Origin of the sequence: Psychrobacter immobilis, assembly GCF_904846065.1 — a bacterium.
GTDB lineage: Bacteria > Pseudomonadota > Gammaproteobacteria > Pseudomonadales > Moraxellaceae > Psychrobacter > Psychrobacter immobilis_H.
In genome coordinates this window covers 1,250,128-1,270,640 of the sequence record NZ_CAJGZV010000001.1, presented here as the reverse complement: position 1 = coordinate 1,270,640, position 20,513 = coordinate 1,250,128, and the positions used below count along the sequence as shown (strand labels likewise).

Sequence of the window (20,513 nt, the reverse complement as noted above, 5' to 3'; positions counted from 1 at the left end):
GCGTTATTTATTGAGGAGTGATTTATTGAGGAGTGATTTATGGATAATTCATGCGGCAGTAATGGCGTCACTGGGCATTACAAGCTCACTTTGACAACAGCCGTTATCTGCAATTGCCCTGATTCTATCAACTGGAAGCTCACATCGACAGACTTATAACGCATGACAAACGGCGTATTGATCTCCGCGCGACGATAAGCTGGACGCGGGTCTTGCGCAATTAATGCTTTAATAATCTCGATATCGGCAATAAGCAATTGCTCTTGCGTTTGTTGAATAAGCGTCTCTACACTATTATTTTTTGCATGAATAGCTTTCTCATTATTTTTATTTTCAGTCTCAGTCCCATTGTCATTGTCATTGTCATTGTCATTGTCATTTTTATCGCATCGTCCAGCGTCAACCAACGTCATAAATTGCTCGTAAGCAGACTCCGTAATAATTATCTCTAATAAGTCTGGCGCAGTTGGCGCAAACCCGCTTTTTGCATTACTGAGCGCATCGCTATAAGCGACATAGGGCTTAATATCGATAATCGGCGTACCATCTATCATATCTGCACCGCTAATAATAAGTAACACGCGCCCTTCTACAACCTCGATACTTTCAAGCTTAACGACAGATAACCCAAGCGCTGAGGGTCGATACATACTGCGACTGGCGAATACCCCTATTTTTTGATTGCCACCGAGCCTTGGTGGGCGGACTTGCGCACGAAAGCCAGTGCCGCCTTTGCCAATATGAGTGTCTTTATTGGTATAGTTATGATGAAACTGCCAACTGATCCAGATATGGCTGAACGCGTCTAAACCGGCAAATGCTGCTGGCGAGTCATAAGGCGCTATCATCTCAATGATACTGGTGAGCGCAACCAAATTCGGCTGGCGTGGCGCACCAAATTTCTGTGATAGCGGCGCACGATGGTAGCCAATCATTGGCGCATGGTGGTAACCCGCCAAAGAGATATTATCATCGGACATCATGTTTCTCCAAAAAGCCGTTCAATAGTAAGCATCTGCTTTTATGAGAACGTTTAGCGCATATTATCCAGTGATACAAAATTACTCACTAACGATATTCCATTTTATCATGCCGCATCGCCGCTGCTAGACGGATTTTTATTTTAAATTTTGGTATTATGAGCCATAAATTCGATGAGAGCCTTTATTTTTCAAACCTTATAAGCCATCTACAGCAACAGCCATTGTCGTGGTTTGACAGGAGACAGATTAAATCATATCTATCCTTAGACTTTATCAGTCCCTCTCCTGATTTTAAATGCTTAATAAGATGTTAGAATATTGCCCCACAACATTGATTAAAACATCGGCTATGCTACTTATTTTGCGTGACAGAGGTTTTAAACGATTGACTGTTCCAATAGTGATTGAAAATTTACTACCCTTCTATACCCTTTTTCATTGAAAATTTTAATTTAACACTCATTTAAACTTAATAAAACCGATAGCAACTTATTAACGAGGACTTTATGTCAAAACTTCGCACCGAAACGGTCACAGAGGTTCATCACTGGAATGACGCTCTATTTAGCATCAAGACAACTCGCGACGATGGCCTGCGCTTTCGTAATGGCGAATTTGCGATGATCGGAATCGTTGTCGATGGCAGACCGCTATTGCGTGCTTATTCGATTGCTAGCCCGAACTACGAAGATCACTTAGAATTCTTTTCTATCAAGGTTCAAGATGGTCCATTAACCTCGCGCTTGCAGCATATTAAAGTTGGTGACGAGCTGTTGGTGAGCAAAAAACCAACGGGCACTTTGGTACTAGATGATTTACTGCCTGGCAAAAACCTTTATATGCTCTCTACAGGCACTGGACTGGCACCATTTTTATCGTTGGCACGTGATCCTGAAGTCTATGAACGCTTTGAAAAAATCATCTTAGTACATGGTGTGCGCCATGTCGATGATTTGGCGTATCGTGATATGTTTGAAAACGAGTTACCTAACGACGAGATCTTTGGTGAATGGTACCGTGAAAAATTCATCTACTACCCAACAGTGACTCGTGAGGATTTCAAAAATCAAGGTCGCGTGACTGACTTAATGACCTCAGGAAAGCTCTTTGAAGACATTGGCTTACCACCGATAAATAAAGAAGACGACCGTGTCATGATCTGCGGTAGCATGCCATTTAATGCTGAAGTTTCAGCGATTTTGGACGATTTTGGTTTGACCGTTTCACCACGCATGGGTGTCCAAGCAGATTATGCCGTTGAACGTGCTTTTGTAGGCTAAACCATTTTTTTGATTTAATTGAAAATTATATCAAATAATTCTTGACGGATAAAAATAGGCTGCTATAATACGCAGCCTATACAGAGTTAACCCTGTAGCCCAATTCGATAATCTCTATCTAATAGACCTTATCTTCTAACATGCCAGTGTGATGGAATTGGTAGACATGACGGATTCAAAATCCGTTGCCTTTATAAGCGTGTCGGTTCGAGTCCGACCACTGGTACCAATATTAGTAACAAATCAGCCTCCTCATTAGGAGGTTTTTTTGTGCCGGTAATATTATTGCTATACTTACTTCTCTATTTCAGATTGCAGCACCGCAATTATCTTAATGGGCACGGCAAACTCCCAAGGCATGCCAGCATTGCAATAAAAATGTCCGTCACGAAATGACACGATATAAGCCGTAAAATCATTACCACAATGATCCATCATTGCTTGCTCATCACTATCATCACAAACCGCACACCATACTTTTTTATCGCCGCGTGCTAGCATCGCCCTTGTTAAATCGCTCCCTTTTAGTTCATTATTCATCATCAGCTCCTTAGTCATTCTAAACTCTCTAACATCAAGCTCTTAAAGAGTTAATTTTACCAAAACTCCATTTTCGATCTTGGCATGAGCGATAAGCAATGTCTTTTTTAAATGGTCATAGAGGCGCACAAGGCATTACTTATTGTTTTACAGTCATCCATTAGCGCGGATACTATATTGTAAAACACCAGAATCAAAACTGTAACATCTAAATATGAGATTTATGACAAACGGTGAGGTGGATACGACAGATGGTGCAAGAGTACAAATGAGTTTGATTTACAGTAGACCTAGATCATTCAAGAGCAAAAATATGTTTGCTAAATACGATTTTTTTGAATTAACATCACTGTTTATCATTAACTAACTCTATGATATATAAGATTTATGACATATAAAATTATTCATATATCATTGCTAGCGTCCTGCTAACCTAGCAAAGCTGTCTATCGATAAATCCAAATTTTGATACTCAATCAAAGCGCTTGAATCAGGTAAAATAGTGAGTATGACAACTTCTATAAATGCTAGCCCTCGTAAAATCATTCATATAGACATGGATGCTTTTTATACCAGTGTGGAGCAGCGTGACTTTCCTGAACTGCGCGGTAAGCCATTGGTGGTTGGTGGCGATCCAAGTGGTCGCGGTGTGGTCGCGGCAGCCAGCTATGAGGTACGTAAATTTGGTGTACGCTCTGCCATGTCTTGTTATGAGGCGCGTAAACGTTGCCCAGAAGTCATTTTTGTAAGGCCACGTTTTGAGGTTTATCGCGCAGTTAGTAGCGATATTCGTCAGATTATGTACCGCTTAACGCCACATGTTGAACCATTGTCTCTAGATGAGGCGTATCTCGATGTTACAGGGCTACAAGTCCATAAAGGCTCAGCGACCTTGATGGCGAACTGGCTAAGGGCACAAATACTAGCGCATACTGGATTAACGGCCTCAGCAGGTGTGTCGTTTAACAAGATGCTGGCTAAAATTGCCTCTGATATCAATAAGCCCAATGGTACGGCTATCATCACGCCAGCGGACGCTGATGCCTTTATCAGTACGCTACCTATCGAGCGCTTTCATGGTATTGGTAAAGCCACTGCCAAGCGCCTACATGCGATGGGTGTAAGTACTGGCGCGGATCTCAAGCGAATGCAAGCGGCTGTATTGGTGCAGGAGTTCGGCAAGCGTGGGCAGTTTTATCACGATATCGCCCATGGGCGTGATGAGCGTGCTGTCAAATCTGAGCGCGCGCATAAATCTGTGGGTTCTGAGACCACGTTCAAAGACAATCTAAGTGATAACCATGAATTACGTATACAAATTTATGAACAGAATGCCGATGCCTTTCATCAACTGCAACAAAAACAGCTGGTCGCCTATACCATTACTCTAAAAGTTAAATACGCAGACTTCACTCAAATCACCCGCTCACACACGCTATCGACTGCCTTTAACAGTGCTGATTCTGCCCATTATTGGTTAGACAAACTGTTTTTAGACATTCCTCGTGAGCTACCTATCCGCTTAGTCGGTGTTACTTTCTCTTCATTGGCACCTGCCGCCCAATTGTTTCCGCAGTTAAATTTATTTGACTAACATACTGACGCTCATTGCTTTTGTTGATGATTCATTCTAACAATTAATGCTTAGGCTATTTAATATACAAGCCGTTTTGTGCGCATGAGTCCTTACTAAACTGTCCTTTCATAACATCGTTTCTGCTACAATTACGCCAAAATTTACATTCATTTAAAGATTGATTATGACCGATTTTCACACTATAGACTCTACTACTGCCGCCTCAATTGATGCCGGAAAAAACAACAATGATTTGAATTATTTGAGCATTGATGACTATGATTATGAGCTGCCAGATAGCCTGATTGCACGCTATCCTCTCTCACAGCGTTCTGCCTCAAAACTTTTATATTTGCCCGCCAATAATCAAAAAGACTCTACGCTTGTAGAAGATCGCTTATTCACTGAGTTACCTGAGTTATTAAATGAAGGTGATTTGATTGTATTTAATGATACAAAGGTGATGAAAGCACGCCTCTTCGGACAAAAGGATACTGGTGGTAAGCTTGAAGTATTGATTGAACGTTTGGTTGATATCTCAGATTTAGAGACAGCGACTTTATATGTAGAGGCTGAAAAATCTGTAGAAGCTGCAAATAACAAACCCGTGAATCAAGAACATATTGCACTTTGCCATGTTAAAGCCAGTAAAGCGCTCAAACTTGGACAACACTTGCAGCTTGCTGACGGTCATATGAAGGCGGTGATGATTGGTCGTCAAGACAACTTATTTATTTTAGCGTTTGATGCGCCGATCTTGCCGCATTTAGAGCTTTATGGTGAGCTGCCTATTCCCCCCTACTTTGAACGCCATGCGGATGAGACAGACAATACTCGTTATCAAACGGTCTTTCATGATCCAACCAAGCTTGCAAGTGTGGCTGCACCGACTGCAAGCTTACACTTTGATGAATCGGTACTGAGCAAACTTGCGGCAAAAGGTATTCGTACTGCTTTTGTGACTTTGCACGTTGGCGCTGGTACATTTGCGCCAGTAAAAACGGACAACTTGCTCAATCACACCATGCATAGTGAATATGCACATTTACCACAAGCAACAGCCGAACTCATCAACCAAACCCATGCGAATGGTAAACAAGTCATCGCTATTGGCACCACGGTCACACGCGTGCTCGAAACGGCTTATCAAAAAATAGCCGTTAACGGGCAGCCTCTCTCCAGCTGGTCAGGTGATACCGATATATTCATTTACCCAGGGTTTAAGTTTGGTGTGATAGATCGACTATTGACCAATTTCCATTTACCCAAATCAACGTTGTTAATGCTGGTGTCGGCATTTTCGGGTAAAGATGCCATTGAGCATGCTTATCAACATGCGATTAAAGAACACTATCGCTTCTTTAGTTATGGCGATGCAATGCTGCTCGACAGAAAGCGAGATTAAACAATACTTAAACATTTTTTGCATTGTCCACAACAGTTGTGAAATAAACTGGTAAACTAAATGGTATTTTGTTATAACAGCACAGATAACTTATATCTTAAAGGTCTGCACATGTCTTGTCATTTATCTCATCGGTTGACTACGGTACATCGCGCGGTCTCGATGGCACTACTTTGTTCCGTAGGCTATGCGGCTCTCGTATCGAGTGCACAAGCTGCAACGATTGGCAAGACTGTTGTGACCTCTGCCCAGCATGAGCCGCTAGCTGCGAGCATTGTGGTCAGTGATATTCGAGCCGCTGACTTTTCAGCAAGTTTGGCAAACTCTACTATTTATCAGCAAATGGGCTTAGCCCAAACTGATTCGATGACCGTACGCTTTAAACCTACCTCAGCGACCAGCGGTCAAGTATTTATTACTACCTCAAAACCTGTATCTACACCTTTTGCTGATGTGGTTTTAAACATAAATGATAAGGGTCAACGCAACGTCATTCCCAAGACATTGTTGATGCCGCTCAATAGCCGTTTGCCCATTGACACGCCTAAAAACATCGTTACTGGCGCAAAAAAACCGAATCTACCCAGCGTGTCCTCTAATACGGCTAAACCATTGACTGTTAGAGAAGGTGCACCGCCGCCATTAACATTATCGCCCATACTAGCGACTACTCACTCGTCAACGAGCGAGTTGGTGGCGTCTAAATTGCCAGCACCTAATATCCAAGCACCTACAACGACTCCTACCTCGCAAGGCAACAATCTTGCTTATGCGCCTAGCCGGCTAGATAATGGTCGTTTAAACAACGTTAACAATACTCTTAACGCTAACGACAATGATCGTAATCCAACCAGTCGATTAGACAATGGTCGCTTGAGTGCAAATGGCAACGTTACCACAATGGGTAACAGCAATATCGACCTCAATTCTGCTAAGAATGTAGCGAATGATACAGCCCTAGTCAATAACAAGACCATGCCAATAGATAATAGTATATCAGCTACAGCTGTCACTGATAAACAGCTCGATATTTTGAATATCCAAGTCACTCGCCAGATACAGCCGAGTAGCAAATCAGAAGCTGGCATGATGACTGCTTCTCCTATTATGCCAACGCCGAGTGACAACAAAGCGAGTACACCAAAAGCCAGTCTTGACACTAGCAATACAGCTGTCGCCACTGTCCCATCTAGTGTTACCAACAACGCCTCTATCAGTACGGCAGCCAGCACTACTACTGCGTCTCAATATCAAGTACAGCGCAACGACAGTCTATGGGTTATTGCACAGCAAATTGCGCAAGAAAATGACTTAGACATTCAAACAGTAATGAAGCAGATTCAGACACAAAACCCTGATGCCTTTATTAATAAAGACGCGGGTCAACTCAAAGCGGATGCCAAGCTTAGCTTGCCCAGTTACGATGTTGTACCATCACAACAAAAACTAGAAACGGCTATTAAAGCGCAAAGACAATATAGCCGCAGAGCAAACACACCTGTGGTAAAAAAGGCCGCCAAAGCACCCTCTAAAAAACCGTCTGAAACAAATCAAGTCGCTAAACAGCGTAAAAAACCCATGATTACTAAAACACAAACGCTGCCAAAAGCACAATTTTCAGTGCTCGCACCTGGTCGTAATGGCAACGCAGATGGCACCCAAGCAACATCAGCAACGACAACAGGTAATGGTCTCAGCACAGATATATTAGCCACGCTCAAGGCCTCAAGACAAAGTACGGCAGCTCAAGCTCAGCAACTGTCAAAAACCAGCAGTGCACTTGATAGCTATACAAGAAAAATTCAATTACAAAACCAAAAACTGGCTGAGCTCCAAGCTCGTCTCAAAAAACTACGCAATCAATAATTGCCTAACTGATCAACGCAGTGTGCTGTGATCATAGGCGTGGGAGTAACTATGGACAATATGCTATATATCATCGCCGGAGTGGTACTTATTCTAATAGTAGCCGGTTTACTATTGTACAAAAAGAAAGCGCAAAAGCCCTCAGCGCAGCCGGGAATGAGTACCACTACGCCAGCTCCGATGCCAAAAACGGATCACAAAACTCCTGCCCAAAGCCACAAAGATGATGACAATAAGTTTGATCATATTACGATTGCCCAGCGCTTCATGGATCAGCAGCGTTATGACAAAGCCATTGAAACCCTCAGTCGCGGCCTAAGCGAAAAACCGAATGATGGTCAATTGTCTGTTAAATTACTCAGTATATACGCGACTATTAATCAGCCAGAGAACTTTAACAAAGTTTATGATGCCATCAAGACGCAAAGCGACCCAAAAAGTCTTGCGCTAGCTGATGAGTTAAAAACTTTATTTTCAGAAGAGCAGAATCAAGTCGCAGCAAAAGAGGCACCCGTAGAAGATAATAGCCATTTTGAAAGCATAGATTTTGACTTACCGATTAATCAAATCGATAGTAAGAACGCGCTATCTGATCAGCCAGCAACCTCTGAAGATAACCGTAGTACGCTGATAGATGACAGCATGTCTAATTCGGCAGTAACAAACACATCTTATGAGTCCAGTCTTACTAGCGACAATGTAGAGGATAACTTTGATCTTACGCTGAGTGATTTAGAGAGTAATATTAGCGCATCTGAGGCGACTGATACGACGGCACCAGTCACGTCATCATTAGAGATGACAGATGATGAAATCTTGAACACTGCCAATATCGACATAACTGATAATGATGTCGCGGTGTCCGCAGAAGATAATGATCTCAATGATCTTAGTGATTTTGACTTCAGCTTTGATTCATCTGAAGAAACTGATGCGCAGGCAACGGATTCTGTCATTCCAGACCGCCCTGATAATATCAACGATGAAATGACGCTAGAAGATGACGCGTTCATTTTAGACTTTGATCATCTAGCAACTGATGTCGATAAAGATATTGACGAGACTGTTGAAGCATTGTCTATCAACACTGTCCAGAATGACGAAGAAAATGATTTCACTTTGTCTTTAGACAGTCTCGATGCGCCAAACGATATAGAAACATTAACAGAAAGCGAAGCGCCTGTACTTGAAGAAAATAGTGATACTGATAACTTCATTATTGAAGAAGATCGTTTCGAAACTGAGAGCTTTGAAACTGAAAGCTTTGAAAATATTAATCTCGAAGCACAATCGCTTGATAATAATGATTCAGAATATGCTCTTGCTGAAGAATCTAGTGTCACACCGACAGCCCCGTTGCTGTTCGATGATAATTCTTTATTAGACAATGAATTCGATACTCACTCTTCAACAGCACTCAGCCCAGTTGCTCCAATTGAGGACGAGTCTACCCTTACCGCCGAAGATGCTGCTGAAACAGCAGAAGACTTTTCCTCACGCTTTGCGGCCGACTTTGACTTTGTCAAATCATTAGATAGCACTCAAGTTACGCTAGATTTGGCAGGCCAATATTTACAATTAGGTGAATACGACAGTGCCAAACGCTTATTGAATGAGGTATTAATTCAGGGCACTAGTGAGCAACAGAACCAAGCAAAAGTATTACTAGATCGTACTGCGTAAAAGCCCCATCGTTCTTTTGTCAGCAAGTATTCTATAACACTAAGAATACTTGCTGATTTTTTTTGCATTTAACCTTTATACTATTTATTATTACTGAGCGCTATTAGCATCCAACCTTAAACTCTCTTTTTTATCACATACTTCTTTATTACGGCTCATACTATGCCATTTTCTGCTATGACAAATACATTATCCAATCCTGTCCAACTCATTTATGCTGGCGGTACTTTTGGTAGCTATGGACGACCCTTAGCACCGTTATCAGCAGAAATATTCTTACCAACTTTACAAAAGCTATTGACTGACCAAGATAACGCTAACCACTTGCCTCAAATCTCATGGCTGGATAATGCCTTAATTAAAGACAGTAGCCAACTTACCCCTAACGACTTTGTACATTTTTATCAGCTTTTGCTAGCAGCCTATGCACAAGGCGACAGGCGTTTTGTGCTCATCACTGGTACAGATACTTTGAGTTATTTGGGTGCGTTTTTAGCAGAAGCATTTGCTGGCAGTGATATTTGTATAGTCGTCACTGGTAGTATGCGCCCATTGTTAGACAGCGAGGTGATACATTCCTATGATATCGATGACCATAGCGACGCATGGGATAACCTCAGCGATTCATTAAAACTGGCTGCTGCTGGTGAGTCGGGTGTGAAGATTGCTTTTGGCGGTGAGTCTTGGCCTGCGCAAACGGTACAAAAAATTCATAGCCATGATCTGATGGCATTTACGGGTCACTTCAGAGCCGCCTACCCTGCCAATAGTTATATCAAAAACTTACCGGATACCCGCCGCCAGCATTGGCTCGATGATCAGCAAGCAATGATTGACCATATCGAATCTCGGGCTGAGCAAGCACGCATTCATGCTTTATATTGCTTGCCAAACGACACTGAGGTAATGACTAGCCAGCTACAGGCATTATTATCACAGCCGCCATGTGGCATTATCCTGTTAGGATTTGGCGCAGGTAATGTTCCTTATTCGCAAGCGCTAGCAGAGGCACTAGAGCTTGCTTATAAAAACGGCCACATGGTGATATGCGCTAGCCAGTCTCCATTTGGCGGTGTCAGTGACAGCTATGCGGCTGGTAGTTGGCAATATGAGTATCATGTTATTGCTGGCGGACGCTTAACGATTCCCGCTATCTATGCACGATTATTATGGCTATTGCTGCGTTATGACAATCCCACTCGGCGCAGACAACGTTGGTTGAACAATGTCAATCAGGCGGGCACCACTATCAAAAAACGTTAGACTATCGTTAAATATATTTACTTTATAAGCGCCAATACGAAAATGTCCAATACCAACCATGTCCGAGATTAACATGTCCGAGATTAACAGCATCAACGCTGAAATGCCCCCAACCTATACATTAGCCATTGCAATTGAGTTCTTGGGCACGCGCTATCATGGCTGGCAGCGACAACGAGAAGTATTAGGCGTACAAGAAGCATTAGAAACCGCTATCGGTAAAGTCGCAAATGAGACGGTAGAGGTCGTCGCGGCTGGTCGTACCGATGCAAGCGTTCATGCCAGCAATATGATTGCCCACTTTACGACACGTGCCTATCGTCCTACTCATAACTGGCTGCGCGGGGTAAACAGTCTATTGCCTGATGATATCGCCTTGCGCTGGATTCAACCAATGCCTGACGACTTTCATGCGCGTTTTGGTGCCATTGCCCGTCGCTATCGCTACATCACGCTGAATCAAGCACAGCGCCCTGCTATTTTGAATCACCAAGTTACTCACATCTATGAACCGCTCGATTTAGCAGCGATGCAACTGGTGGCGGCTGAGATCGTCGGTACTCACGATTTTAGTAGCTACCGCGCCGCTGCTTGCCAGTCTAATCAGCCGGTACGCTCAGTCAGTCATGCAAGACTCTTTGCTCATGGTCAGTTTATTGTTTTTGATATTCAAGCAGATGGATTTTTGCATCATATGGTTCGTAACTTAATGGGTACCTTGTATGCCATCGGTCGACACGAATTGCAGCCAGAAGCCTTTTTAGATATTTTAGCCAAAAAAGATCGTACTATCGCACCGCCTACTGCCTCTGGTGATGGTCTATACTTTATCAATGCTTACTATCCTGAGCATTTTCAACAACGACTGCCAAATGCTCCTTTAACCCCTATTTGGCTAAATTTACCTGACTGAATAAATAGAAGTTGGCATACATAACGGTTACAGGCTGTCAAGTAAAAACCTAGTGCTGTATTGCTTTAATCCGCTAACTTACGTATAATATGGGCTTATTTTTAATTGATTGATACCAACTATGGCAAAAGACGATATTATTGAATTTGAAGGCGAAGTCATTGACACCCTTCCAAATACCCTGTTTAGAGTTCGTTTAGAAAACGGACACGAAATCATTGCTCATATCTCAGGTAAGATGCGTAAGCATTATATCCGTATCTTGACAGGTGATAAAGTTAAGGTCGAAATGACACCTTATGACCTATCAAAAGGTCGTATTACTTATCGTGGCAAAAACTAATTTCTTATACACTAAAATGGTTATAAAAGCATTTATATATATACAGCTGGTTGCTAAATGGCTTCTTTTCGCTGATAGCTGATATAGACGCTTGGGTGGTTTAACTGATAATAATAATGAAAATGCTAACCTGCTCATTATTGCCTATCAATATTTTAGTTATTCAGTCTTAGTTATTTGTTTTTATCATAAAAAATACCGCTAAATTTCAGCGGTATTTTTTTGTCTAAATTTTATGAGTTGACTTCCTTTCAAACTTTTAAATCATGATTAATAAGTAGCATGGTTAAGAATTAGCATGATTAAGAAGTAGTGAGGCACTATTTAAACTCGACCGTCGCACCATTTTGAATCACCCCTAGCAAAGCAAGTGCATCCCAATTTGTCAGGCGTATACAACCCGCTGAGGCTTGACGACTAATACGATCAGGATCTGGTGAGCCATGAATACCATAAGAAGGCTTACTAAGCCCAATCCATACTGAGCCCACTGGATTATTGGGGCCAGGTGGAAGAATAGACTTGCTACCGTCTTTAGCAGTATAAGTATAATTAGGCTCATGTACCTTCACCTCTACCGTATGTGTCCCTGTTGGTGACGGTGTTGCCGTACTACCTACTGTGGTCGGATAGCTGGCAACTAAGTTGTCTTTATCATCATAGGCATATAGCGTTTCAGTGGCTTTATCAGCAACGACTCGACTAACAGGCTTGATATTTGGATTGCCAGGATTATAAACTGTGATGGTTTCGCCTGCCGTAAAGCTAGCCTTAGGGTTTAACGCTTTGAGATAGCTTTCACTGATATGGAATTTTTCTGCTAGCCCTTCTATGATGCTCTCGTAATACAATCCCTCAAGTTTGGATTTGGCTTCAGCACCAGCTGGTATTTCTGTCGTCTTAATATTAACATCCGCATCAGTTATCTGATAACTGACTAGCACTGGCTGCACCGTGAGTTTTTCATTCTTTGTCAGCGCTTGCCATGTTTCGTTGTTTAGCGTGTCAGTAACTGCCAAACCATTTGCTTGTTGAAACGCTTGCATGGCCTTGCGGGTATTTTTGCCCCAATAACCATCAACAGGGCCTACACCATTGTGATGCCAATTTAATAAGGCTTGCAATTTAGTACCGATGATACGGTCGATACTCATCCCCTCTTTCCAAGTAGCATTATTCACCTTTTGCGCAGCAACTGATAAATTGTCTGTCGTATACTTGATAGTAGGTAAAAATTTGTTCGAAGCATTTGCGGTTTTGCTATCACGTGCTAGCTTTTGGCTAACGCCATTGGTCACAGGGCTGACCTCTTCAGCAGCATTCGCTTTATTAGCATTATTTTTGCTAATACTGGCTTCATCGTTATTGGTCGGTGCTTGATTGTTAGCATTTACACTATCCAGTGGTGCTGCAATGCTCTGCCCCATGAAAACTGCCGTAGAAAAACCAATCATCGCTACTGCTGTGCTGATTTTTTTTAATTGATACACCTCATGCTCCTAATTTTTTATAAAAATAATAAGTTTTATTTTGTTATGTTGTCATCAAGGCTTGTTATTTTGAGTTGTAACGCCTTCATAACCAACTTTACTCAAACGCCTTTTTATCAGCTCTCTTCTAACGTGAAAGTCTGAGATTCTAGTGGTTTGTAAGCTGTTAATAGTGTCATATTACCTTGTGAGCATATAACAGCTTTATGTTAATAAAGCCCTTGTCCTGCGGTGTCTGTGTTAAAACAAGTACTTTTTTACAACTATCTGGTTTAGTGTGTTACCGCTAGAAAGCGATTAATAATAAACATAAAAAAACCCATAATTTGCTGAGCAAACTATGGGTTTAGAACGACGATAAACGATAAAGATGAGAATTTTTCCCTATCAAAATAAAACAGGGGAAAATTCAATCTATATCACTATAGTGGGACTAGAGTAATTTAGCCAATACTGCTTGACCCATCTCTTGGCACCCTACTTGCTTCAATCCAGCTTCACTACTGTCTAAGATATCAAGCGTACGCAAACCGTCATCAAGGACATCACTCACTGCTTGCTCAATCGCTTGTGCCGCTGCTTCTTGCTTAAAGGTATAACGCAGCATCATCGCAACCGATAAAATAGTCGCCAATGGGTTGGCTTTGTCCTGCCCAGCAATATCAGGCGCTGAACCATGACACGGCTCATACATCCCTTTGCCTGCTTCATCAAGACTGGCTGATGGCAGCATACCGATAGATCCAGTGAGCATAGCAGCCTCATCAGACAAGATATCACCGAACATATTGCCTGTCACCATGACATCAAACTGCTTAGGATTCTTGATCAATTGCATACAAGCATTGTCAGCATACATGTGCGATAACGCCACGTCGCTATAATCTGCTTGCTGCATTTGGGTCATCGTTTGCTTCCACAGCTCGGTGACTTCTAATACGTTTGCCTTGTCCACTGAGCAAACTTTAGCTGCTGTGTCTGCTGCTTGCGCACGCGTTTTTGCCAATTCAAAAGCAACTTTGCCGATACGCTGAATCTCGCTTGTGCTATAGACCATGGTGTTGTAGCCTTGCTGTTCACCATTCTCTAGTGTGCGGATTCCACGTGGCTCACCAAAATAGATACCACCAGTCAACTCACGAACGATAAGCAAATCCAAGCCTGAAATAATCTCAGGTTTGATACTAGACGCATTGACCAACTGCGGGTAAAGCTTTGCCACACGTAGATTAGCGAACAAACCAAGCTCACCACGTATTTTAAGTAAACCACGTTCAGGGCGCTTGCTGCGTTCAATACCATCCCATTTAGGGCCACCGACCGCTCCTAACAATACCGCATCTGCTGCACGAGCACGGTCTAGCGTCTCATCTGGCAAAGGCTCACCCGTTGCATCAATGGCCACCCCGCCAATCAATCCAGATTCAAGTGTCAAATCTAACGCAAATTTCTTATTGACCGCATTCAGTACGTCAATGGCTTGAGTCATGATTTCGGGACCGATACCATCGCCCGCTAATGTTAAAATCGTTGCCATACTAATCCTTGTGGGTAGGTAGTTTTTTATTTATGTTAGGGCGTGTCCTCATTTTAAAAATGGTGATAAAAATTGCCGTCAAACAAGGAAAGTAGCGCAAATAATATCGAGATATTGATAAGCTATTTAACGATGTTTGGCAAAATTTAGCCATTTTTAACTCATTTAGAGGATAATCGATTGAATTGAGGACACGCCCTAATACTATAAATTTACGATATTTTCCTAAAAACGATTTTTAGTGCCTTCAATAGCACAAAAAATCGTGGTCAATTTACTATTTTTGAAACTCAAATAGGCTTTAAGCTTTGGCTTTTACTTTCGATGATGCAGGCAATGCTTTCACGATACGAGTTTCTACAAACTCTCCTTGATGCTCAGCAGACAGCTCTTTACAAAAGCGGCGCTGTACGGTGTTGCCTTGATACAGATCAACACATAGCGGCTGTGGTGAAGCGGTGTCTAATAAACTGCCAGAATTATCGTTAGATTTTTTCTGATAAGCCCGTAATTGATAAGTATCAGCGTCAATAAAATCGTGAATTAAAGTAAAACGCTCAACATAGCCCAGATTGTTTTCTGGATAGAAATTCACCTGTACTTCGCGTTTTGCAGGTTTTACCCGCGCATAATAATTGGTTAGACCCTGCATGCCTGAGGCAGACAAAGGTACAATTTTAATCTCATTTTTATGAGCGAGTGGTGTCATATCTATGTTTGCATGCATTAATGTTTGTGCATGCTTATTGTTGGTATGACTGCTGGTATGACTTTTGCCCTTTGCACTCATATCTTTCATCGCGACCAGCATGGCAGGATTGATAGGCTCATGCGTATCAGCCCCTATCACTCGTGTCTTATCTATCCTTGCAATTTCACAATGATAAGTTCCTATACAGGCAATATTAACTTCACCCGCAATCGGTTGAATCTTACCTGCCCATGCTTTGGCGTTTTCTGCCTCATCTATTTTCTGATACCCAGTCAATAGCTGACAGCCTGACAACAATAAGCTTGCGGCAACAACCGTACTTGTCCATAAAGCATAACGTTTTTTATTCATAATGGCGGCTACTATTTATGAGAGAAATAATAAAATATCGTAAAAAAACTACCCTTCATTTTAGCCAGTTCACCGCCATAACTCAACGTTACATTATTACTGTTCAGCAGTTTTATAAGTAATGGCTTGCAGATTCATTATTTATGCTCGTACATCGTTAAATATCCATGGTGTTTTTTGCATTATATTATGCTCATAATCTTTAATGGCATCGCTTTGCTGCAAGGTTAAACCAATATCATCAAGGCCATTTAACAAGCAATGTTTGCGAAAAGCATCCACGTCAAATGCATATTCTTTACCTGTTGAGGTGATGACGACTTGGCGTTCAAGATCTGCGGTTAGCTCATAGCCTTCATTAGCAAGCGTGTCTTTCATTAATGTATCTACAATTGCCTCGTCCAAGACAATTGGTAGCATGCCATTTTTAAAGCAATTGTTATAAAAAATATCGGCAAAGCTTGGTGCAATCACCGTACGAAAACCATATTCAGACAACGCCCATGGCGCATGCTCACGACTAGAACCACAACCAAAGTTGCGGCGTGCCAGCAAAATCGTCGCGCCTTGATAACGTGGCTTATTTAGCACAAATTCTGGATTGATAACGCGTGTGCTATTGTCTTGACCAGGATACCCTTCGTCAAGATAACGCCAATCATCAAACAAATTGACGCCAAAACCTGTGCGTTTAATAGACTTTAAAAACTGTTTTGCAATAATTTGATCGGTATCGACGTTTGCGCGATCTAATGGGCAAACGATACCCGTTTGAGTGTTATAAGCTTGCATGAGTTTTCCTTAAAATATCGATTACTAACGTAAATTTTTTTGACGGTCTAATGAATCTTAAAAGAGCGTGCCATTTGTTTAACAATACTTGTCATTTTAGTTTTTTCACTTTCAGGATAATTCAGATGTAATACTGCTTCCTGACCATCCTTAACTTTAATAACATGATAAAAAACTTGACCGTCTTTTCTATAGCCGCTTGCTGTATAGGTTTTATCTTTTAACAGCTCGTAAGTAACTGTCATGCCTGTTTTATATCGATGCTGCTTCTCTTTTAGATAATCACTATCTGTATAAAAGAAAACAGTTGGTGTATTACTCCCAAAGACCAAAATAGTGGCATTAGAATTGGGTAACTTAAAATGACGACCATCACCATTATCTGCCTCAGGCAACCATGCCAATTGATTTGGCACATCGACACAATAGGCAAATCTTCCATTACAGTAATCACGAGCCATTGCTAGCTGAGAGCTACCCAATAAGCAAAATAAAACAAACAGCATTTTCATTTTTATGCTCTATAGAAATGCAAAGTTAAAACGTCCGCACATCGACAAAGTGACCCGCCAATGCGGCGGCAGCGGCCATTGCTGGGCTTACCAAATGGGTACGACCACCATTGCCCTGACGACCTTCAAAGTTACGGTTAGACGTTGAAGCGCAGTGTTCTTGTGGCTCAAGCTTATCCGCATTCATGGCAAGACACATCGAACAACCCGGCTCACGCCACTCAAAACCCGCCGCAGTAAACAAGGCATCTAAGCCTTCTGCTTCAGCCTGCAACTTCACTTGCCCAGAACCTGCCACAACGATGGCTTCTTTGATATTGTCCGCGACTTTACGACCTTTAATGACTGCGGCGGCATCACGCAAATCTTCGATACGCGAATTGGTACATGAACCAATAAAAATGCGATCAAGCTGGATATCGGTAATCTTTTGCCCAGCGTCTAAACCCATATAGGTATAAGCACGTAACCAGCCTTCTTCTTGTGCTTCATCTGCCGCTTGATCAGGTGTTGGTACAGATTGAGTGATATCGACAACCATTTCAGGAGAGGTTCCCCAAGAGACTTGTGGCGCTATTTGGCTACCATCCAACTCAACCACGGTATCAAATACCGCGTCATCATCTGAATATAAGGTACGCCAGTAAGCTTCCGCTTGTGCCCATTGCTCAGAGGTTGGCGCATAAGGACGACCTTTGACATACTCGATGGTTGTGTCATCGACCGCAACCATACCCACGCGAGCACCCGCTTCGATTGCCATGTTACAGACGGTCATGCGACCTTCCAAGCTCATCTCTTCAAATACTTGCCCAGCAAATTCGATAGCATGACCTGTCCCGCCAGCCGTGCCAATTTTGGCAATGATAGCCAATACCACGTCTTTTGAGGTCACGCCAGCACCAAGCTTACCAGTGACACGAATTTGCATATTTTTTGATTTCTTTTGAATCAAGCACTGCGTTGCCAATACATGCTCAACCTCTGATGTGCCGATACCGTGCGCTAAGCAGCCCAGCGCGCCATGAGTAGCGGTATGAGAATCACCACAAACAACCGTCATACCCGGTAACACCAAACCCTGCTCAGGGCCAACGACGTGTAAAATACCTTGACGAGCATCATTAATCATAAACTCAGCGATATCGAATTTGGCGCAATTTTCATCCAATGTCACTACCTGCAAGCGTGATACCTTGTCCTTGATACCAGGCACGCCTTCTAAACGCTCTTTAGTGACTGTGGGTACGTTATGGTCAGGACTGGCGATATTAGCCGACAGGCGCCACGGTGCTCTATTGGTTAACTCCAAACCTTCAAATGCTTGCGGACTGGTCACTTCATGCAACAGATGGCGGTCGATATAAATCAGGCTCGAACCATCGTCACGCTTGGTGACTTCGTGAGCATTCCAAAGTTTGTCATATAACGTTTGACCGGCCATGTTGCTATCCTTTATTGGTTGCTAATTACTGTTTTTTTACTTGCTTATAGTCATTCCACTATAAAAGTATTACATACAGCGTTAACCTCGCTTGAAGTATTAAATATACATCTACACTCGGTTGCCTTGTACTACTTTTAAATTGACTCGACTATAGCCTATGGTAAAAATTTTCTTTGAATTTTATACGTCACGATACTTTATCATCAGCGGCATCGTCAGCGGCGCTTGTATCAAAATCGATATTTTTATATTGGCGATTTTACATTGATGACCATTATCAGCGCTTAAAACGTGCGATGAGCTGCAAATAGTCAATTTAATAGAATAAATATGTCACAATACGCCTTGATGTCTTGTGATTATAGCAGGCTAATCCTATAATAATAATTGATGATTTTTGCCCAGACGCAAACTTTTATTTCTAATACATTGTGATTGGGTCAGCCAACTTTTATTTATAGCTCGCAAAGTAGCTAAGGACATCCGTTTGAACACCACAAACTTGACGACATTCGTTACCGTTATGCACACTGGCAGCATCTCAGGTGCCGCAGAAAAACTGTTTATCACACAGCCTGCCGTCAGTAAACGCATCAAAAATTTGGAAGATGAATTCAACATTACTTTGTTTGATACGGTGGGACGCGGCATTGTACCGACCCAAGCAGCCAATGAAATGCTACCGCATGCCAAGCGGTGGCTAGAAGATTATGAGAATTTTAAGATTAATCTGCAACACTCTCAGCATATCGTATCTGGTAAATTAGTGATCGGCACCAGTCATCATATTGGCTTGCACCATTTAGCGCCTGTACTTAAGCATTTTATCCAAGCTTATCCTGCCGTACAACTAGAAGTACATTTCGTCGATTCAGAAAAAGCGCACAAAGCCGTACTCGATGGCGATTTATCATTAGCATTTTTAACACTGCCGCCCGTTTATGATAAGCGCTTGACCTATCATACGCTATGGTCAGACCCTCTTTACTTTATGACAGGTACGCTATCGCCTTTAGCGACCAAATCTAATGTGACACTAGAGCAATTGGCACGCTATCCTGCTATTTTACCGTCTGCCAACACCTTTACCAGTCAAATTACCTTGGCTGAATTCGCCAAGCACAATCTGAAACCTTATGCCACGATGAGCACCAATCCTCTTGAGTCTATCCGCATGCTGGTTTCTGTTGGTCTGGGATGGTCTGTATTACCGCAAACCATGATTAGTCAGGATTTAGAACGTATCGATATGGCAGACAATATAGAGTTACAACGCTATTTGGGTGTGGTTATCAATCCGAAATTGACGCAATCTAGCAGCGTTACAGCTTTGTTAGACTTGTTAGCGCCTATTGAATAAGACTCCCGCTAAATGAGGATTAGAGCGTGCTATGGAATCTAAAAAGCACGCTATTCGCATTTATGACCCTCATGCGTTATAATACGCTTGACGTTGTTTTTATAACAAAAATTTACTATAAGAACACTGATAGTCATATATTGAACACTTCGAGTAATATATGATGGTTAACAGTAGGTTTAATGGTTTTAAATGATTGGTTATATAGGTGGCCGATACTGATAAATGAGTCGCAAATGCGAGCAGTCGATATTATTTAATATGACATTCTTATTGATCTCTAAGCACTGCGAATTCATATTAGCCCTAGAACAGCATCAATCATATAAAACTAACAGCAGATATTGAATAAAAGCCATTATGTCCTACTTAATGGCTTTTTTCGTCTTTAGATATTGTTTGGGACATCGTCTTATAACACTTAATCTTTATAGTTAAAATAATTACCGCCAACCATGTT

General features: G+C 42.0%; 17 protein-coding genes and 1 tRNA gene. 10 read left to right on the top strand and 8 right to left on the bottom strand.

Going from position 1 to position 20,513, the window contains the following annotated elements; translation table 11 throughout:
• Positions 1–77 precede the first annotated feature (77 nt).
• Positions 78–980, bottom strand: coding sequence for a tRNA (N6-threonylcarbamoyladenosine(37)-N6)-methyltransferase TrmO (tsaA, locus tag JMW64_RS05360; protein WP_201555031.1), 903 nt, complete (start codon positions 978–980; stop codon positions 78–80).
• 509 nt (positions 981–1,489) lie between these two features.
• Between tsaA and JMW64_RS05355 the strand changes: the two genes are divergently transcribed.
• Entirely contained in the window at positions 1,490–2,263 is a 774-nt protein-coding gene (locus tag JMW64_RS05355; protein WP_201553663.1) for a ferredoxin--NADP reductase, read from the top strand.
• A 142-nt stretch (positions 2,264–2,405) separates the two neighbouring features.
• Positions 2,406–2,492 (top strand) — tRNA-Leu (locus JMW64_RS05350).
• 65 nt (positions 2,493–2,557) lie between these two features.
• Here the strand turns inward: JMW64_RS05350 and JMW64_RS05345 are convergent.
• Complete coding sequence (locus JMW64_RS05345; protein ID WP_227694072.1) at positions 2,558–2,806, bottom strand: hypothetical protein; 249 nt, start codon at positions 2,804–2,806, stop codon at positions 2,558–2,560.
• A 505-nt stretch (positions 2,807–3,311) separates the two neighbouring features.
• On the opposite strand from JMW64_RS05345, the gene dinB reads away from it, so the two are divergent.
• The 7 genes from dinB to infA all read left to right on the top strand — a co-directional run bounded on the left by dinB (position 3,312) and on the right by infA (position 11,852).
• On the top strand, positions 3,312–4,397 hold the full coding sequence (gene dinB, locus JMW64_RS05340) for a DNA polymerase IV (protein WP_201553662.1): 1,086 nt from the start codon (positions 3,312–3,314) through the stop codon (positions 4,395–4,397).
• A 166-nt stretch (positions 4,398–4,563) separates the two neighbouring features.
• Complete coding sequence (gene queA, locus JMW64_RS05335) at positions 4,564–5,784, top strand: tRNA preQ1(34) S-adenosylmethionine ribosyltransferase-isomerase QueA (protein ID WP_201553661.1); 1,221 nt, start codon at positions 4,564–4,566, stop codon at positions 5,782–5,784.
• A 111-nt stretch (positions 5,785–5,895) separates the two neighbouring features.
• A complete protein-coding gene (locus JMW64_RS05330; protein ID WP_201553660.1) occupies positions 5,896–7,650 on the top strand; it encodes a type IV pilus assembly protein FimV in 1,755 nt (584 codons plus the stop codon).
• Positions 7,651–7,701: 51 nt separating this feature from the next.
• Entirely contained in the window at positions 7,702–9,333 is a 1,632-nt protein-coding gene (locus JMW64_RS05325; protein ID WP_201553659.1) for a FimV/HubP family polar landmark protein, read from the top strand.
• Positions 9,334–9,510: 177 nt separating this feature from the next.
• Positions 9,511–10,596, top strand: a complete 1,086-nt coding sequence (locus JMW64_RS05320; RefSeq protein WP_201555030.1) for an asparaginase — start codon at positions 9,511–9,513, stop codon at positions 10,594–10,596.
• Positions 10,597–10,669: 73 nt separating this feature from the next.
• On the top strand, positions 10,670–11,509 hold the full coding sequence (gene truA / locus JMW64_RS05315) for a tRNA pseudouridine(38-40) synthase TruA (RefSeq protein WP_193009377.1): 840 nt from the start codon (positions 10,670–10,672) through the stop codon (positions 11,507–11,509).
• A gap of 121 nt (positions 11,510–11,630) precedes the next feature.
• Positions 11,631–11,852, top strand: a complete 222-nt coding sequence (gene infA, locus JMW64_RS05310; protein ID WP_045446828.1) for a translation initiation factor IF-1 — start codon at positions 11,631–11,633, stop codon at positions 11,850–11,852.
• A gap of 320 nt (positions 11,853–12,172) precedes the next feature.
• Here infA and JMW64_RS05305 read toward each other — a convergent pair whose 3' ends face one another.
• From JMW64_RS05305 to leuC, 6 genes are all read right to left on the bottom strand, one after another.
• Positions 12,173–13,342, bottom strand: coding sequence for a L,D-transpeptidase family protein (locus JMW64_RS05305; protein ID WP_193009378.1), 1,170 nt, complete (start codon positions 13,340–13,342; stop codon positions 12,173–12,175).
• 433 nt (positions 13,343–13,775) lie between these two features.
• Positions 13,776–14,879, bottom strand: coding sequence for a 3-isopropylmalate dehydrogenase (gene leuB, locus JMW64_RS05300; protein ID WP_193009379.1), 1,104 nt, complete (start codon positions 14,877–14,879; stop codon positions 13,776–13,778).
• 301 nt (positions 14,880–15,180) lie between these two features.
• On the bottom strand, positions 15,181–15,942 hold the full coding sequence (locus JMW64_RS05295) for a hypothetical protein (protein WP_193009380.1): 762 nt from the start codon (positions 15,940–15,942) through the stop codon (positions 15,181–15,183).
• A 141-nt stretch (positions 15,943–16,083) separates the two neighbouring features.
• Complete coding sequence (gene leuD / locus JMW64_RS05290) at positions 16,084–16,734, bottom strand: 3-isopropylmalate dehydratase small subunit (protein ID WP_193009381.1); 651 nt, start codon at positions 16,732–16,734, stop codon at positions 16,084–16,086.
• Between the two features lie 47 nt (positions 16,735–16,781).
• Positions 16,782–17,246 (bottom strand): hypothetical protein, encoded by a 465-nt coding sequence (locus JMW64_RS05285; RefSeq protein ID WP_060490801.1) that lies wholly within the window; start codon positions 17,244–17,246, stop codon positions 16,782–16,784.
• A 25-nt stretch (positions 17,247–17,271) separates the two neighbouring features.
• Complete coding sequence (gene leuC, locus JMW64_RS05280; protein ID WP_201553658.1) at positions 17,272–18,690, bottom strand: 3-isopropylmalate dehydratase large subunit; 1,419 nt, start codon at positions 18,688–18,690, stop codon at positions 17,272–17,274.
• 490 nt (positions 18,691–19,180) lie between these two features.
• Between leuC and JMW64_RS05275 the strand changes: the two genes are divergently transcribed.
• A complete protein-coding gene (locus tag JMW64_RS05275; protein ID WP_045446822.1) occupies positions 19,181–20,053 on the top strand; it encodes a LysR family transcriptional regulator in 873 nt (290 codons plus the stop codon).
• Positions 20,054–20,513: the final 460 nt, after the last annotated feature.

Coding starts and splice junctions, on each gene's coding strand:
- JMW64_RS05330 (WP_201553660.1), top strand. CDS start 5,896: ATGTCTTGTCATTTATCTCATCGGTTGACTACGGTACATCGCGCGGTC.
- JMW64_RS05295 (WP_193009380.1), bottom strand. CDS start 15,942: ATGAATAAAAAACGTTATGCTTTATGGACAAGTACGGTTGTTGCCGCA.
- JMW64_RS05320 (WP_201555030.1), top strand. CDS start 9,511: ATGACAAATACATTATCCAATCCTGTCCAACTCATTTATGCTGGCGGT.
- tsaA (WP_201555031.1), bottom strand. CDS start 980: ATGTCCGATGATAATATCTCTTTGGCGGGTTACCACCATGCGCCAATG.
- JMW64_RS05325 (WP_201553659.1), top strand. CDS start 7,702: ATGGACAATATGCTATATATCATCGCCGGAGTGGTACTTATTCTAATA.
- leuB (WP_193009379.1), bottom strand. CDS start 14,879: ATGGCAACGATTTTAACATTAGCGGGCGATGGTATCGGTCCCGAAATC.
- leuD (WP_193009381.1), bottom strand. CDS start 16,734: ATGCAAGCTTATAACACTCAAACGGGTATCGTTTGCCCATTAGATCGC.
- JMW64_RS05345 (WP_227694072.1), bottom strand. CDS start 2,806: ATGATGAATAATGAACTAAAAGGGAGCGATTTAACAAGGGCGATGCTA.
- infA (WP_045446828.1), top strand. CDS start 11,631: ATGGCAAAAGACGATATTATTGAATTTGAAGGCGAAGTCATTGACACC.
- queA (WP_201553661.1), top strand. CDS start 4,564: ATGACCGATTTTCACACTATAGACTCTACTACTGCCGCCTCAATTGAT.
- JMW64_RS05355 (WP_201553663.1), top strand. CDS start 1,490: ATGTCAAAACTTCGCACCGAAACGGTCACAGAGGTTCATCACTGGAAT.
- JMW64_RS05285 (WP_060490801.1), bottom strand. CDS start 17,246: ATGAAAATGCTGTTTGTTTTATTTTGCTTATTGGGTAGCTCTCAGCTA.
- leuC (WP_201553658.1), bottom strand. CDS start 18,690: ATGGCCGGTCAAACGTTATATGACAAACTTTGGAATGCTCACGAAGTC.
- truA (WP_193009377.1), top strand. CDS start 10,670: ATGTCCGAGATTAACAGCATCAACGCTGAAATGCCCCCAACCTATACA.
- dinB (WP_201553662.1), top strand. CDS start 3,312: ATGACAACTTCTATAAATGCTAGCCCTCGTAAAATCATTCATATAGAC.